Annotated in this window: 16 protein-coding genes; all 16 read left to right on the top strand. The window is 55.1% G+C overall.

Annotation, left to right across the window (positions count from 1 at the left end; genetic code table 11):
• A complete protein-coding gene (locus H4Q31_RS13885) occupies positions 1-1,314 on the top strand; it encodes an ABC transporter substrate-binding protein (protein WP_185179659.1) in 1,314 nt (437 codons plus the stop codon).
• A 92-nt stretch (positions 1,315-1,406) separates the two neighbouring features.
• Positions 1,407-2,723, top strand: coding sequence for an ABC transporter substrate-binding protein (locus tag H4Q31_RS13880; protein ID WP_185179658.1), 1,317 nt, complete (start codon positions 1,407-1,409; stop codon positions 2,721-2,723).
• A gap of 71 nt (positions 2,724-2,794) precedes the next feature.
• On the top strand, positions 2,795-3,685 hold the full coding sequence (locus H4Q31_RS13875; protein WP_209703520.1) for a carbohydrate ABC transporter permease: 891 nt from the start codon (positions 2,795-2,797) through the stop codon (positions 3,683-3,685).
• Between the two features lie 8 nt (positions 3,686-3,693).
• A complete protein-coding gene (locus H4Q31_RS13870) occupies positions 3,694-4,506 on the top strand; it encodes a carbohydrate ABC transporter permease (RefSeq protein ID WP_209703519.1) in 813 nt (270 codons plus the stop codon).
• Between the two features lie 156 nt (positions 4,507-4,662).
• Positions 4,663-6,471, top strand: a complete 1,809-nt coding sequence (locus H4Q31_RS13865) for a cache domain-containing sensor histidine kinase (RefSeq protein ID WP_185179656.1) — start codon at positions 4,663-4,665, stop codon at positions 6,469-6,471.
• Positions 6,449-7,237: a response regulator transcription factor gene (locus H4Q31_RS13860; protein ID WP_185179655.1), complete on the top strand. Its 789-nt coding sequence runs from the start codon at positions 6,449-6,451 to the stop codon at positions 7,235-7,237. The genes H4Q31_RS13865 and H4Q31_RS13860 overlap by 23 nt, the downstream gene beginning before the upstream one ends.
• A 106-nt stretch (positions 7,238-7,343) precedes the next feature.
• Positions 7,344-8,720 carry an ABC transporter substrate-binding protein gene (locus H4Q31_RS13855; protein WP_185179654.1) on the top strand — a complete coding sequence of 459 codons (1,377 nt, stop codon included), beginning with the start codon at positions 7,344-7,346 and terminating at the stop codon, positions 8,718-8,720.
• A 184-nt stretch (positions 8,721-8,904) separates the two neighbouring features.
• The gene (locus H4Q31_RS13850) at positions 8,905-9,750 is read left to right on the top strand and encodes a carbohydrate ABC transporter permease (RefSeq protein WP_245347156.1); all 846 of its coding nucleotides are present in this window, start codon (positions 8,905-8,907) and stop codon (positions 9,748-9,750) included.
• Positions 9,751-9,753: 3 nt separating this feature from the next.
• Complete coding sequence (locus tag H4Q31_RS13845) at positions 9,754-10,608, top strand: carbohydrate ABC transporter permease (protein WP_185179652.1); 855 nt, start codon at positions 9,754-9,756, stop codon at positions 10,606-10,608.
• A gap of 57 nt (positions 10,609-10,665) precedes the next feature.
• Complete coding sequence (locus tag H4Q31_RS13840; RefSeq protein ID WP_311771734.1) at positions 10,666-11,979, top strand: extracellular solute-binding protein; 1,314 nt, start codon at positions 10,666-10,668, stop codon at positions 11,977-11,979.
• 214 nt (positions 11,980-12,193) lie between these two features.
• Entirely contained in the window at positions 12,194-12,691 is a 498-nt protein-coding gene (locus H4Q31_RS13835; protein WP_185179651.1) for a hypothetical protein, read from the top strand.
• Positions 12,692-12,717: 26 nt separating this feature from the next.
• On the top strand, positions 12,718-12,978 hold the full coding sequence (locus tag H4Q31_RS13830) for a hypothetical protein (RefSeq protein ID WP_311771733.1): 261 nt from the start codon (positions 12,718-12,720) through the stop codon (positions 12,976-12,978).
• A gap of 21 nt (positions 12,979-12,999) precedes the next feature.
• Positions 13,000-13,266 (top strand): zinc ribbon domain-containing protein, encoded by a 267-nt coding sequence (locus tag H4Q31_RS13825; protein WP_185179649.1) that lies wholly within the window; start codon positions 13,000-13,002, stop codon positions 13,264-13,266.
• Between the two features lie 12 nt (positions 13,267-13,278).
• Positions 13,279-13,995 (top strand): S1C family serine protease, encoded by a 717-nt coding sequence (locus H4Q31_RS13820; protein WP_185179648.1) that lies wholly within the window; start codon positions 13,279-13,281, stop codon positions 13,993-13,995.
• A gap of 115 nt (positions 13,996-14,110) precedes the next feature.
• Positions 14,111-15,304 carry an MFS transporter gene (locus H4Q31_RS13815; protein WP_185179647.1) on the top strand — a complete coding sequence of 398 codons (1,194 nt, stop codon included), beginning with the start codon at positions 14,111-14,113 and terminating at the stop codon, positions 15,302-15,304.
• 36 nt (positions 15,305-15,340) lie between these two features.
• Positions 15,341-15,790 (top strand): Fur family transcriptional regulator, encoded by a 450-nt coding sequence (locus H4Q31_RS13810; RefSeq protein WP_185179646.1) that lies wholly within the window; start codon positions 15,341-15,343, stop codon positions 15,788-15,790.
• The last annotated feature ends 30 nt before the right edge of the window (positions 15,791-15,820 follow it).

The raw sequence follows: 15,820 nt of genomic DNA, 5'->3' as shown, positions 1-15,820 counted from the left end.
GTGAGATTCGCTAGACGGACGATTGGAATCCTCCTCGCCGGGATGCTGCTGCTAACGGCGGGCTGCTCGAATTCTGCAACCAAGTCCGCGGGCCCGGACGTCGCCAAGCTGCTGAAGGCGCCGAACTTAAGCTCCAGCGACGGCAAGGTCGTCCTGCGGCTCTGGTCGTTCCATCAATCGATGGAGTACAACTTCTGGACCTGGCTGGCGCAAGAATATGAGAAGGAGCACCCGAATATCGAGATTCGGGTCGAATATGTGTCCAGCGACGATTATTTCTCGAGCACGCGCTTGTTATCTTCGTTCGCATCCGGACAAGGGCCGGATCTCTTCTTCGTGTCCCAGGCCACGTTTAAACGGTTCTCGGAAGCGAACTTCCTGTATCCGCTAACGCGCTTATTCACGCCGGACATCCGCGAGGACTTCTTGCCGTCCGCGTTAGATTCGGTGACGGCAGGCGACGATATCTATGCCGTTCCGTTCGAGATGGAGCTGTTGGGCCTCTTCTACAACAAGCAGATGTTCAGCGAGCATCATTTGGAGCCGCCGACGACTTGGGAAGAGATGATGCGCGACGCGCAGCAGTTGAAGACCGCGGATGTCAGCGGACTGACGATCGAGACCTACGACGGAGCTTATAAAAATTTCTCCTGGCTCCCCTTCCTATGGCAGACAGGCGCCAATCTATTGACGGACGACGGCATGCAGCCGGCGTTGTCCAATTCGAATGTGGTCCAGATGTATCAATACTTCCGCGATATGGTCGATCAAGGGTTGCTTAACCTTCGTCCGTCGCGGCCGGCGACCGATATCGGCATCCTGGCGAACGGCGAGACGGCGATGCAGGTGAGCGGGACGTGGAACATCCGCATGCTCGAGACGGAATTCGCCGATCAGCCGATTGGCGTCGTGCCGCTTCCCGTACCCGAAGGCGGGACGCCGATGACGATTGCCGGCGGTTGGAAGATGGCGGTCAACCGACAGAGCGCCCAGGCCGAGGAGGCCGCGAAGTTCGTCATGTGGGCGTTCGCCGGCGATCCGGCCATTCCGCTCAAGTGGGTGAATGACGTCAAGTTCGCCTATTCGCCGCGCAAGTCGGTCATGGAGGCAGGGATGCAATCTTATCGCAAAGGTCTGCGGGCTGTATTCACCGATCGGATCTTCGGAACGGAGCGGGAAGAGCCGCAGCTTCCGGAGGAGATGAATCGCATCTTCTCCGATTCGCTTCAAGATATGCTGTTCGGCGAGGACTCGCCGGAGGCCATTGTCGGCAAGGCCGAACAAGAGATTGCGGCAGCGCTTGCCCATTCTTAAAATACTCCACCTATCGTAAATATTTCCCGTTATGGAGATCGGCCCGAGTGGATTACACTTGGGTCGATCTCATTTGAAAGGGGATACAAACGATGAAGAAAGCATGGAGGGGTCTTGGTTTTGCGGCAATTGCGTTAACGCTTGTGCTCCAGATGGCGTGCGGCAGCTCGAACTCGAATGGCGGGGGCAACGCAGCCGGCGAATCTGCACAGGCAAGCTCAGAGAACGGCGGCAAGAAAGTGAAGCTGAAGTTCTGGGACTTCCATACGGAGAAGGAAGAGCAATTCTTCAGAGATCTCGTCGACGAGTACAACAAGAGCCAGAACGAAGTCGAGATCGAATATTCGACTTATGACCAAACGAACTATACGTCGACGAAGCTGCCGACCGGATTTGCCTCCGGCGACGGTCCGGACATTTACATGATCAGCCCGGGCGACTTTATGAAGTTCGCCAACTCCGGCTTGATGGCGGATTTGACGCCATACTTCCCGGAAGGCGCCAAGGAGGACTTCCTCCCGGCTTCACTGGACGCCGTAACGGTTGACGGCAAGATCCTGGCGCTGCCTTACGAACTGGAGCTGCTGGGCCTGTATTACAACGAGGATATGCTGAAGAATGCAGGCGTTGAAGTGCCGAAGACGTGGGACGAACTTTATGACGCAGCCAAGAAGCTGACGACCAATAAAGTTGCCGGATTGGTGCTCCCTCCCGACAAGGGCGCTTACTTCAACTTCGTCTGGTATCCGTTCTTGTGGCAGCAAGGCGGCAATGTGCTGAGCGAGGACGGGACGAAGTCGACCTTCAACACGCCGGAAGCCGCCAAGGCGCTTGACTTCTGGGGCAGCTTCTTCCGGGACGGCTTGTCTCCGACGAAGCTGCAGCAAGGCCCCACGGAGATCGACAACCTGGGCAGCCAAGGCGCTGCGATGCAGGTTGCCGGCACATGGGCGATCACCCGCGCTGAAGAAGTGTTCGGCGACGTGCCGATCAACGTCGCTCCGCTGCCGATTCCCGAAGGCGGCAAGGCGGCGACGGACGCAGGCGGCTGGAAGTTCGCGGTGAACGGCAAGAGCGAGCACGTAGAAGAAGCAGCCAAGTTCGTCATGTGGGCGTTCGCGGATGACCCGGCCCGCGCGTTGAAGTGGTGCACCGAGATCAAATTCGCTTATTCTCCGCGCCAATCCGTTGTCGAGCAAGGCGAGGCCATCTACAACAAGGGCATGCGCAAAGTGTTCACGGAAGAGATCTACGACTCGGCGATTCCGGAACCTCGTTACCCGTCCGAAGTGCTTGACGTCGTAGGCGAAGCGATCCAGAACGTTATGTTCGGCAAGTATGACGGAGCTCAGGCGGTCCAAGAAGCGGACGGCAAGATCAACGAAGCCCTTCAAGCGGCAAGCAACTAAAGAGAGAACGATCGGGAGAATGGGGGATGGCGATCCGTCCATCCCCTTCCCGTTTAGAGGGAGGGAGTACTGTGGCTCCGAGACGCATCAGCGCCAGAACCAGGAATGAATGGTTTACGGCTTATGGCTTTTTGCTGCCTAATATCATTGGGTTATTCGTGTTTGTCTTCCTGCCGATCTTATATGCGTTCTATGCCAGCCTTCATGATTGGAATGCGCTGAGTCCGAAAGTATTCGCAGGACTGGATAATTACCGGAAGCTTCTGCATGACGACGAGTGGTGGAGCTCGCTCAAGATTACCCTGCTGTTCAGTGTAGTCTACGTTCCGTTATTGTACTTCTTGTCCTTATTGTCGGCTTTGTTAATGAATGCGCTGAGAGGGTGGACGACAGGGCTGACGCGCACCTTATTCCTGCTTCCGTTCGCCATCACCTCGGTTATCTCCGCGATCATCGGCATGTTCATGCTCGATCCGCGCAACGGCATCATCAACTCTTTGCTCGGTTTGGCGGGGATCGGCCCGCAGCAATTTCTAGGGTCGACGTCGCAAGCGATGTACAGCGTCATCGGGGTCATCCTCTGGATTAATGTCGGCTATAACATGATCATCTTCCTGTCCGCAATCAAGGAGATTCCGCGCGATTATTACGAAGCGGCGTCGATGGACGGAGCGACGGGATGGAAGTCGTTCAGGTATCTGACGCTGCCGCTCCTCAGCGAGACGAGCACCTTCATCTTGATCGTAACGACAATCGGCTCTTTCCAAGCGCTGGATCAGATTCTCGTAATGACGCAGGGCGGACCCGCGAATTCGACGGAAGTGAGCGTTCTGTATATATACAAACAAGGCTTTCAATTCTTGAATATGGGCTACGCGTCATCGCTGGCCATCGCTTTGTTCGTGATTATCTTCTGCCTGTCGCTGTTCCAATTGAAGCTGTTCTCCAGGAAGCAGGGGTGAGACCAACCGTGAGAACTTCCAATCGCATCGTGTTGCCAACTGTCGGTCTTATTCTCGGCGTCTGCATGGTTTTTCCGATTTATATGATGATTATTAGCTCCCTAAGGTCGGAGACGACTGTATTCGATTTCCAGCTGCTGCCCATCGAATTCCATTTCTCCAATTTCCAAGAGGCGTGGTCGGGATCGGGACTGCCTCGCTCCATCGTGAACTCGCTGTTCATCTCCGTAACGGTTACCGTTGTCGCGATGATCTTCCACGCCATGTCCGGTTACGCGCTTGCAAGACTTCATTTTCCGGGCCGGAAGCTGATCTTCGCTTGGATGCTCAGCACGCTGATGGTCCCATTCTCGATTATCATGCTTCCGCTGTATCTCATTACGAAGGATCTCGGCATGGCGAATTCGTATTGGGGATTGATCGTGCCTTCGATCTTCAACGCGTACGGCATCTTCCTGTTCCGCCAATTCTACCGGGACTTCCCGAAGGAGCTGGAGGAGGCCGCCTACATGGAAGGATTAAGCCTTGCGGGCACGTTCTTCCGCATCGCGTTCCCGCTGTCCGTTCCGATCATCGTGCCGCTGACGATCGGCTTCTTCTTGGCCAACTGGAACTCGTACTTGTGGCCGCTGATTATAACCCAAGACGAGAAGCTGTGGGTCATTCAGCTGGCGCTCGCGCACTTGGTCGGCGGAGGCTATTATACTCCTTGGAATGTCGTTCTGGCCGCCGCGGTCATCGCCGCGATTCCGACGTTCATTCTCTTCTTCCTCGCGCAGCGGTATTTGGTTGAGGGCATCAAGATGAGCGGCATCAAATAAATAAGCGATAGCAAATAAGAACACGATAAACGTCAGGGATTCTCGAATCCTTGGCGTTTCTTGTCATGATATCCGATTAGAAGATGCTGTACGTTTGGAAGATTTGTGTTAAAGTTACGTTGGTTAAATATCTGCGGATCGGTGGGCGAATGGGAGATGGCCAAGCTGCGCGAGATCAATACGCTGCGTAATCAAATATTCGCCGGTTTCACGATTACGATGATTGTTGTTCTTGCTTTTGCAGGCGTTTTCATATACGACAGAGTATCGGATTTGCTAAGGAACAGCGCGGAGAAGCACATTCAGCAAACTGCGGTACAGGCGAACGGACGGCTCGACGCCTTGCTCGATCAGATCGATTCGCTGACCACACAGGTCGCGACGGACGCGAATGTGCAGAAGCTGCTGCTTAAGGAAGCCAGCGGCGAACCGTCTAATTTCAACGAGCGCCAATCGCTGCTCCAGATTGTCAACAGCTATATGGCCTACACATCCGGCATTCAATCGATCGAGCTCTATACGATGGAAGACCGTTTGTTCCCCCTTGACGACATCAGCTTGCAGAGCCGCGTGCCGGAGAGTTGGATCCGAGAGGCGGACCGGCTGAAAGGGCGGCTAATCTGGGTCGGTCTGGACCCGCGGCAATCGGATAACGTGCTGGCGATTCGCCAGATACGGCTGATCGACCGCTCCTATTCTGCAGGCGGTTATTTGACGGTGCATATGAACCGCGATTACTTCTATATGAATGAGCAAGCTTCAGGCGGAGGAGAAAGGTCGAGCAGCGAGTTCATGCTGCTCGCTGACAGCGAGAATCACGCGATTGCGTCGGACATGCCGGCGGAGGAGGCGCGCGCAGTGCTGGAGCAGACGGGAAGCACCGTATCGATCAGAGGCGAGCAGTTTCTCACCGTAAGGCTGCAATCCGAGAAGACGGGCTGGTCGCTCGTGCTTCTCACGCCGATTCAGGCCGCGACGGAGGGCATCTCTGTGCTGCGAACGGCGATTCTGGTCTCCATCGGCATCAGTGCGATTGCCTTCTTAATGCTGACGCTGCTCTTGTCCACGATGATCACGAGGCCGATTCTCAAGCTGATGAAGACGATGCGTGACGCCCGGTTCGGAGGACTGAAGCCGATTCCGGCGGCTGAGCGAAGCTTGGCTTCGATCGAGATTCGAGAGCTCAATCATACGTACAACAAGATGGTGTCGCACCTGAACGAGTTGATCCAGGTAGTCTACGAGAAGGAGATTACGCAGAGCCGCACCGAGCTGAAGGCGTTGCAGGCGCAGATCAATCCGCATTTTCTCTTCAATACCTTGGAAGCATTCTATTGGTCTCTGGACGACAAAGGCGAAGAAGAGCTCGCTCGAATCGTCGTGGCGATGTCAGGCTTATTCCGTTATGTCATCGGCAATGCCGGCGGCACTGACGAATGGGTGACCGTGAATGACGAGCTGGAGCATGCGAAGCGGTACTTGCAGATTATGAAGATGCGGCTGGGCGATCGGCTCGCTTGGCGCATCGAGGCGGATCCGGAATTGACGAAGAAGCCGATTCCGAAGCTGCTGATCCAGCCGCTTGTTGAGAATGCGATTCTTCACGGCGTGGAGGGCAAGCTAGGCACAGGAACCGTCATCATTCGCGTCGCGCCTTCGGCTAGTCCAGGCATTGCGACCATTACGATTCAAGACGATGGTCCGGGCATGGATGAAGAGACGCTGGCTAAGCTGAAGCGAAGCATTGAAGGGACGCAAGCCGCAGCTTCATCCAAAGGCGCAGGAATCGCATTATCTAATGTGCAGCGCAGGTTGAAACTATATTATCCCGACGCGGCGAACAGCGCCGAACGCTTGGAAGGGCTTCGCTTCGCCAGCATTCCAGGCGAAGGTACATCGGTCAGCTTTGACATTACGATTCCTCATGGGGGGGGACGGTACAATGACGACGATCTTAATCGTTGATGATGAGCATCGCACTAGGCAAGGGATTCAACGAACGCTGGAGGCATGGTCGGCCGGCCGTTATCGCATCGAGACGGCGGCGAGCGGCATTGAAGCTCTGGAGTGGCTCAAGACCGACTCGGCACAGCTAATTATTAGCGATGTTCGGATGCCGGAGCTCGGCGGCCTGCAGCTGTTGGAGCAGCTTGCAGCTCGTACGCCGAAGCCGGTCTTCATTCTGATCTCCGGCTATGCTGAATTCGAATATGCGCAGCAGGCGATTCGCCTTGGCGTTGTCGAATACTTGCTTAAACCGTTGGACAAGATAGACCTGATTCGCGCGGTAGAGAAGGCCTTGGAGCATGAGCAGGAACGCCAGCGGCAAGAGGTGATGGAGAAGCTGGTCGATCCGAAGCTGCTGGATTCCGGCCGGGAGGAAGCGAAGTACGGCAGAACTGTGAAGGACGCCATCGCTTATGTCGACAGCTGTTTGCACGAGCCGATCGGGATGAAGCAGGTAGCCGATCACCTGCATTTGAATGCGAGTTATTTCAGCGTCCTGTTCAAGGAGCAGACCGGCATGACATTCAGCGATTATCTAACCCGCAGGCGCTTGCAGCGAGCGAAGGAGCTTCTCGCGACGACGGGAATGCCGATATGGGAGGTTGCCGAGAAGGTAGGCTATCAGTCGGCTAAATACTTTATTAAAGTGTTCAAAGGCAGCGAATCCATCAGTCCGAGCCACTATCGGCAGCTTGTTGCGGACAGTTCGAACACAATCCAATAAAAGTGGAATTTCTCCCAATGTCCATTACTTATGCGCTTACATCAGGAGAACTATAATGATGACAGCGGTTACAACATAACTGCGACATAAAAGGGGAGGAATAGACATGAAACGTACTTTTGCCGGTATTACCGCAGTACTCATGATGTCTTCCGTTCTTGCTGCTTGCGGCGGCGGAAACTCGGACAATGCTTCCAATAGCAGCGCTACGCCTGCGACGGGCAGCAGCAATTCGGGAGAGAAAGTCACAATTAATCTCTGGAGCTTCACCGACGAGATTCCCAACATGACGACTAAGTATCTGGAGACGCACCCCGACGCGAATGTCGAGTTCAAGACGACGGTTATCGCGACGACGGACGGCGCTTACCAGCCGGCTCTTGACCAAGCGCTCGCTGCCGGCGGCAAAGACGCTCCGGACATCTACGCTGCAGAAGCTGCGTTCGTCCTCAAGTACTCGCAAGGCGACGCATCTACTTATGCTGCGAATTATGCTGATCTCGGCCTTACCGATCAGATGGTGAAGGACGCAGGCATCGCGCAATACTCCGTCGATATCGGCAGCAAAGACGGTCAATTGAAAGCGCTCGGCTACCAAGCAACTGGCGGCGCCTTCATCTATCGCCGCTCGATTGCCCAAGACGTATTCGGTACGGATGATCCGGCTACGATCAAGAACGAGATCGGACCGGGCTGGGATAAGTTCTTCGCCGCAGCTGCGAAGCTGAAGGAGAAGGGCTACGGCATCGTATCCGGCGACGGCGATATCTGGCACGCGATCGAGAACAGCTCCGACACGGGCTGGATCGTCGACGGCAAGCTGCACATCGATCCGAAGCGCGAAGCGTTCCTCGACTACTCCAAGCAACTGAAGGACAATGGCTATCATAACGATACGCAAGACTGGCAAGAAGGCTGGTTCGCGGATATGTCCGGCACTGGGCCTCAACCGATCTTCGGCTTCTTCGGTCCTGCATGGCTTATCAACTACACGATGAAAGACAACGTCAAAGATACGGCCGGCGACTGGGCAGTTACAGAGCCGACGACGGGCTTCTTCTGGGGCGGCACTTGGCTTCTCGCCAACAAAGACGTTACCAAGGACGAAGCGAAGAAGAAGGCAGTCGCCGACTTCATCAACTGGGTAACGCTTGACACTTCCGAGACGGGCCTGCAGTACTACTGGGCTAACGGCACGATGAAGGAAGGCGAAGCAGGCACGAAGGACAGCGTTGCATCCTCCGTTGTCATGGCGAAGTCCAACGGCGAAGTCGATCTGCTCGGCGGACAGAATATGTTCGACGTATTCGTTCCTGCCAACGCTAACGCTACGGGCAAGAACCTGACTCAATATGATGAGACGATCAACAGCCTCTGGCGCGGTCAAGTACGCGAGTACACCGCAGGTAACAAGAACCGCGACCAGGCGATCGCCGACTTCAAGCAACAAGTGAAAGACCAGCTCGACATCGATAGCGAGTAATAAGGCGCCATAGGGGCGGGTGAAAGTTCCCGCCCCTTATATGAATTAATGGGGTGAGAACATGCGCCGAAAAACAGTTAACTACTCAAAATACGGCTATATCTTTAGTCTTCCGTTTATTCTTGCGTTCTTGATCTTCTCGCTGTATCCCATTCTTTATACCGCAGTGATTGGGTTTACAGATATGAAGGGGATCATACCGAAGCCGGTTCACATTTTGGATAACCCGTTCGAGAATTTCAGGGAACTGATCGTGAACAACGTATCGTTCCGCCAATCGCTAAGCAATACGTTCTTGATCTGGATTCTTAACTTTATCCCCCAGATCGCACTAGCGCTTCTGCTTACCGCTTGGTTCACCAACCAGCGGCTGAAGGTTCGGGGACAAGGCGCATTCAAGGTTCTGCTCTATATGCCGAACATCATCACGGCTAGTACGATCGCCGTGCTCTTCAACGCTTTATTCTCTTACCCGGTAGGGCCAATGAACAGCATTCTGCATGAACTGGGCTTTATTGACAATCCGGTTAATTTCCTTCAGGACAAGACGACTGCGAGAGGAATCGTGGCGTTCATTCAGTTCTGGATGTGGTACGGCAACACGATGATCGTTCTTATTGCCGGCGTTCTAGGCATCAATCCGGCGCTCTTTGAAGCTGCGTCCATTGACGGAGCGAACGGATACCAGACTTTCTTCCGAATTACACTGCCGAGTCTCAGACCTATCTTGCTATTCTCTCTGACGACTTCTTTGATCGGCGGTCTCCAAATGTTCGACATTCCGCAGTTGTTCCTTGGCGGCGGGCCTGACAACGGCACGCTAACGACTTCCGTATTTATTTACGGTCAAGCCTTCAAGGGCAGCTATCTGTATAATCGTGCTGCAGCCGCAAGCATGATCTTGTTCGTAATCGCGGCAGTGCTGTCCGCTGTGCTGTTCTACATTATGCGCGATCGCGACGCGGCCAAGCTCAAGAAGGAAGAGAAAAGAATCAAAAAAGCTGCGAAATTGGCATCAAAGGGGGCTTAATCGATGGAACATATACAGAAAAGCCAAAGAGCTTCCATTCGAATTAACAAGACGATTATCTACATCGTCTGTATCCTCCTGACACTGCTGAGCATACTGCCGTTCTGGATCATGTTCGTGAACGCGACGCGTTCGACGCCGGAAATCCAAAGCGGCCTGTCGCTACTCCCGTCGGTGCACCTGGGTTCTAACTGGGAGGTATTGAATAGCAAAAGCTTCGATGCCTTTCAAGGGTTTCTGAACTCGCTTATTATCTCGGGATGCGCAACGATCTGTACGGTCTATTTCTCGTCTCTGACTGCTTACGGACTTGTAGCATACAACTGGAAATTGCGCCAGCCGTTCTTCACGTTCATCATGTGCGTGATGATGGTTCCGTCGCAGGCTAGCGCCATTGGCTTCTACCAGTTCATGTATAAGCTGCATTGGACCAATAGCTTCCTGCCCCTTATTCTGCCTGCTATTGCAGCGCCAGCCGTTGTCTTCTTCATGCGGCAGTACTTGCTCGGTACGCTGTCGCTCGAGATTGTGGAGTCTTCGCGTATTGACGGAGCGGGCGAGTTTAAGACCTTCAACCGAATCATCATGCCGATCATGATGCCGGCGATGGCGACACAAGCGATCTTTGCCTTCGTAGGCAACTGGAACAACTTGTTCATGCCATTGATTCTGTTGACGGATAAGACGAAGTACACGCTGCCAATCATGGTAAGCTTGCTGAAGGGCGATATTTACAAGACAGAGTATGGCTCCATCTACTTGGGGCTTGCGCTAACTGTTCTTCCGCTATTTGTGATATACTTCCTGCTGTCCCGGTATATTATTGCAGGTGTGGCGCTCGGCGGCGTGAAAGAGTAATTCCGCTGATCGGCCTGCCTCGCTATAAGCAGAGATGGTTGTAGGGGGGAAGTAGACGTGTACAGAAAGATCGGAGCACCGACGGCACTTGCCGTCTTCCTTGTTCTCATCGTATCCGGTTGCGGCTACCTCTTAAACGACGATCATCCTGTTCCGGGCGAGGAGTCCGTTGAGAAGGTGACGATCAATATGATGCACTTGTGGCCGGAAGGCAGTTCCGCCCAACAGTACAAGATCGTTAACCAAATCATTCGGGAATATCAGAACGATCATCCGAACGTCACGATCAAGCAGGAAGTGCTTGAGAACGAACAATATAAGAGCAAGATGAAGGTGCTGTCCGCGTCCAACCAGCTGCCTGACGTCGGCATGACGTGGGCGGCCGGATACTTGGAGCCGTTCGTTGAAGGCGATCTGTTCACGCCGCTGGACGATCTGCTCGCAGGCGATCTGAAGGATCAATTCGTTGCCGGGACGACGGAGGCATACGCTATCGGCGGCAAGACGTACGCGTTGCCGCTGGAGTTCAATATTGCGCCTATCTACTACAATAAGAAGATTTTTGAGAAATACGATCTGCAGGTGCCGGTAACGTACGACGACTTCCTGAATGTGATACAGACGTTGAACGAGGCTGGCATTGAACCGATCGCGCTCGGCAACAAAGACCGGTGGACGGGATCCCTCTGGTATATGTACTTGGCGGATCGCATCGCGGGCACTCGGCTGGCGGACGCCATCGGCGGGAACGCTTCGTTCACCGATCCGGGCCTCGTGCTCGCGGCGAAGGACATTCAGGATCTCGTCGATATGAACGCCTTCACGAGAGGGTTTAACGGCATGTCCAATGACGAGAGCAAGGCCAAGTTCGTCAGCGGCCAAGCGGCGATGTTCCTGGCTGGAACCTGGGAGCTGCCGAATTACACGACCAATCCCGACGTTCCGCAGGAATTCCGCGACAGCATAGGCTTCTTCAAATTCCCGCAGGTAACCGGCGGCAAGGGCAGCAGCGACAGCTGGGTTGGCGGTCCCGGCGTTGGGCTGTTCGTGGCTCAGGATTCGACGGTCAAAGCGGAAGCCAAGGACTTCGTCGAATACTTCGTGAAGCGATGGGGCGAGCAGTCCGTTACCGATGCGGGCGTCATTCCGGCGACGAAGGTTGATACCTCCGCCTTGCAGCTGCCGCAGCTGTACATCGATCTGCTGAGCGAGATGAACGAAGCGACGAACATTACGCTGTTCGCCGACGTTCAGATGAAGCCGAGCGCCGCCGAGGTTCATCTGAACCAAATTCAAGCGCTCTTCGGCAAGGCTGTAACGCCGGAGCAGTTCGCGAATGCGCACGATCAAGCAATAGAGGCAGGACAATAAACGGCGGTTCTCATCCCAAAGGGTTAAAGGGGCTGTCGGAGAAGTCATTGAAGAATGACTTCTCCGACAGCCTTTTTTTTGCACGGAGCCAAGCAATCGACAGAGCTGATATGAATAGGCTGGTAGGAGCGGATTGCTCACCGACTCCTGAGAGGAGGGGCTGGCTATAGACATCGCAGGACAGAAGGCGGTCGTTATTTTCCACAACCTGACGGTGAACAACATTGAGAGCTCTTCGGGGATCTTCATCGGCACGAACCATGCGCTAGGATGGAGCTCCTACGCCAAGCAGAATCAAGGCTTCGGCACCTTGACCGACTCGACCCTAACCCATTCGCTGGGCATCGTCAACGACCCTGACATCGTCGATGCAGGCGTGCGCGACATCCGCAGCATTCATCTGGAGGAGACGCCGAACCAAGCGCAGCAGAGCGTCGTCAACTTCGGATCCATTCAGGCCAATGCGCTAAATAACGGTTCGGCAATCGATCTAGGCGACAACAAGCAGCTCGGCTGGCGAACCTCGCGCAAGAATAATTACGGCTCGAGCAAGGTGCTTGGCCGCAGCGCTATGAGACAGGTGGCTGGCTTCGCTGTGGACAACGACACCGTCGACGCGCCGGTGATCTCGCTCGGCACGGCAGGAGATACGTCGACCGTCATCAAAAATATTTTGATCTCTCAAAACACCGATAAGCCCAAGGCAGAATAAATTATCGACATGGGCTCTTATCGGGGGTGATCAGCTTGGCCGTCTTCATATCGTTGGCCGCGGGCGCCATCAATGTGAACGCCATGAACAGAGGAAGCGCGATCGGGATCGGAGAGAACTCCCAGCCAGGCTGGACTCAGAACGGCAAGACCAACTTCGGCAACGGTCAGCAGTTTGGAAGCAACCTGCAATCCGGCTTCGTTACGACCGTCTTCGATAACGATATCGTCGATAATCCGCTCGGCGAAGTTCAACCCTCTGCTTCCCTGCAGAATCAAACGGCATAACGAGTTTGGGAGTGTTAAATTATGGGAGATAAACCGCAGCTGTATCCTTGCATTCGATGCGGGAGAATGCCTGACGAGAACGATAAATATTGCATCGATTGCGGCGTACCGGTTCATAACCGCTGCTCGGACGAACCCGGCATTCTGAAGAAGGGGTGCTCGTTCGTGAATCCGCCGACGGCGGCTTATTGCGCCAAGTGCGGAGAACCGACTGTCTATCAACTGCACGGTCTGATTCAGCCGCTGTATCCAGGGGGCAACAGGCCTGCATTTCTCAACTTCAAATAAGGACGGCGGACTATGACAGCTTCGAGAAGACAGAGCAGCCGCGGAGGCCGCAGAGCAGCCCTATATCGGGGCAACGACTTCGTCCGCTTGTTCCGCAGAGCCCGCAGGGGCGTCGTCTTCATCCGGACGCTGAAGGAGAATGAGCCGGATGAGCCGGAGCCGTTCTTCCCGTTCTTCCTGCCCGGCGAGCCGGAGCCGAAGGAAGTGATCGTCGGCATTGGCACGGGCATCGTGCTGAGCAAAGACGGGCTGGTGCTGACCAGCGAACATGTCGTCAACCGGCCGCGGAAGATACTTGTGAAGCTGAACAAGGGGACCGTATGCGAAGGCAAAGTGCTCTGGGCAGATCCGGAGCAGGACATTGCGCTCCTGCGCATAGATAAGCGGGCGGCAGCGTCGCTCTCGCCGCTCCCGCTCGGATCTTCCCGGAAGAGCAAGGTAGGGGAGATTGTCCTATCAATCGGCAATCCGCTCGGACTTGAGAACTCCATCACATCGGGCATCATTAGCGGCAAGCATCGATCCGTCGCAATGCAAGATAGGCGGCTATCGGATATTATTCAGACGGATTGCGCGATCAATCCGGGCAGCAGCGGCGGGCCGCTCATCAATGCCCGCGGGCAAGTGATCGGCATGAACGCCTTCATGGCCAAGAACAAGAACGGCCTCGGATTCGCGCTCGGCATAGACGGCATCAAAGAGCGCATTCGGCGTTATTTTCCCGGATAGTGTTGACAGATGGCCGAAATTTCGATAGAAGTTCAACATGGGCATGAACCCTTTGTAGAAAAAAATGAACGGATATCGAAGGCTATCGCCAACCGTCCGCTGGAAGGAAATGACGATGAAGGAAATGATGACGGATAACAGACAGGCCGGTCTCTCCAAAGGTCTGCTGTTGTTCATCGCGATATCGTCCGGTCTGACTGTCGCCAATCTTTATTACAACCAGCCGCTGCTCGCCGATATTTGCCGTTCGTTCGGAGCGGATCCGGACGAGGCTGGCGCGATCTCGACCTGTACGCAGGTCGGATATGCGCTTGGCATGTTCCTGTTCGTGCCGCTAGGCGATATCAAGGAACGGCGCGGATTCATCTCTATGCTGCTCGCTATGGTCGCCTTGTCGCTCATCGGTGTCGCGGCTTCGCAAAGTTTGACTTGGATGTATATCGCCAGCTTCGCCGTCGGCTTGACGACGATCGTGCCGCAGGTGATGATTCCGATGGCCGCTACGCTGGCAGCTCCCGGCGAGCAGGGCAAGGCGGTCGGCATGGTGACGAGCGGTCTGCTGCTTGGGATTCTGTTGAGCCGAACGATATCGGGCCTGATCGGCGGCACATGGGGCTGGCGCGTGATGTATTGGATCGCGGCCGCTGCCATGCTGATCCTGCTTCTGCTGGTGCGAACGAAGCTGCCGAAGAGCCGTCCAACCGCTGCGATCCGCTATGGGAGCCTGCTCGCCTCGATGGGCAGTCTCGTCAGGAAGCATGCGACGCTGCGCGAGTCCGCGCTGATCGGAGCGGCTAACTTCGCGGCGTTCAGCATCTTCTGGACGGCGCTGTCCTTCTATCTCGAGGGCGAGCCCTATAACTACAGCAGCCAGATCGCCGGACTATTCGGCCTGATCGGAGCGGCTGGGGCTCTGGGAGCACCGCTGGTCGGCCGGCTGGCGGACCGGATTCGTCCCTCGCTCATCATCGGCGCTCTGATCGTGCTGAACTTGCTCTCCTACATACTGTTCGGCACGCTTGGCGGGTATCAGGCGGCCTTGATCACCGGCGTCATCTTGATGGATCTGGGCGTGCAAGGCACGCAGGTGGCGAACCAGACACGGATCTATGCGCTTGATCCGCCTGCGAGAAGCCGTCTCAATACGGTGCAGATGGTAACGACGTTCCTCGGCGGAGCAGCCGGTTCATGGCTCGGCAGCTATGCGTGGCATCGCTGGGGCTGGAGCGGGGTGAGCTTGGCCGGCGGAGGCGCCGTGCTGTTCGGCTTCGTCGTATGGGCATCGCACCGCTTGTCTCCGCGGAGATAATCCTGTTATGATGAGAATCGAAGGGAGAGCTGCGGAATGACGGATTCGAATAAGTCGCAGGAGATGCTGACCATGATGGCTCGAAGCGGTTGGAGAATTACCGACCAGCGGCGGGCGCTTGCGCATATTTTCGCGTCGACGGATAGTTATCTGTCTCCCAAGGACGTCTATGATCAGCTGACCGCCAAGTATCCGAGCGTCAGCTTCGATACGGTATACCGCAATTTGCGGATGCTCAGCGAGATGGGCGTTTTGGAGCAATTTTATTTTATGGAGGGCGGGTTGAAGTTCAAGGCTTCCTGTCTGGACCATCACCACCATCATCTGATCTGCCTCAACTGCGAGAAGACGCTGACGTTCGACTACTGTCCGATGGAGGAGTCGCTTCATCTTCCGGGCCATTATAAAATTATGAACCACCGCTTCGAGATTTACGGCATCTGCGAAGAGTGCCAACACGAAGCGGCTTCGGTAACGAGTGAGTGAGCCTGTCAAGCTTCTGATGGACTGGCTTCA

Origin of the sequence: Cohnella lubricantis (genome assembly GCF_014212015.1) — a bacterium.
GTDB classification, from domain to species: Bacteria; Bacillota; Bacilli; order Paenibacillales; family Paenibacillaceae; genus Cohnella; species Cohnella lubricantis.
This window is presented reverse-complemented; position numbering and strand designations above follow the sequence as displayed.

Coding starts and splice junctions, on each gene's coding strand:
- H4Q31_RS13880 (WP_185179658.1), top strand. CDS start 1,407: ATGAAGAAAGCATGGAGGGGTCTTGGTTTTGCGGCAATTGCGTTAACG.
- H4Q31_RS13865 (WP_185179656.1), top strand. CDS start 4,663: ATGGCCAAGCTGCGCGAGATCAATACGCTGCGTAATCAAATATTCGCC.
- H4Q31_RS13860 (WP_185179655.1), top strand. CDS start 6,449: ATGACGACGATCTTAATCGTTGATGATGAGCATCGCACTAGGCAAGGG.
- H4Q31_RS13855 (WP_185179654.1), top strand. CDS start 7,344: ATGAAACGTACTTTTGCCGGTATTACCGCAGTACTCATGATGTCTTCC.
- H4Q31_RS13850 (WP_245347156.1), top strand. CDS start 8,905: ATGAAGGGGATCATACCGAAGCCGGTTCACATTTTGGATAACCCGTTC.
- H4Q31_RS13845 (WP_185179652.1), top strand. CDS start 9,754: ATGGAACATATACAGAAAAGCCAAAGAGCTTCCATTCGAATTAACAAG.
- H4Q31_RS13825 (WP_185179649.1), top strand. CDS start 13,000: ATGGGAGATAAACCGCAGCTGTATCCTTGCATTCGATGCGGGAGAATG.
- H4Q31_RS13820 (WP_185179648.1), top strand. CDS start 13,279: ATGACAGCTTCGAGAAGACAGAGCAGCCGCGGAGGCCGCAGAGCAGCC.
- H4Q31_RS13815 (WP_185179647.1), top strand. CDS start 14,111: ATGAAGGAAATGATGACGGATAACAGACAGGCCGGTCTCTCCAAAGGT.
- H4Q31_RS13810 (WP_185179646.1), top strand. CDS start 15,341: ATGACGGATTCGAATAAGTCGCAGGAGATGCTGACCATGATGGCTCGA.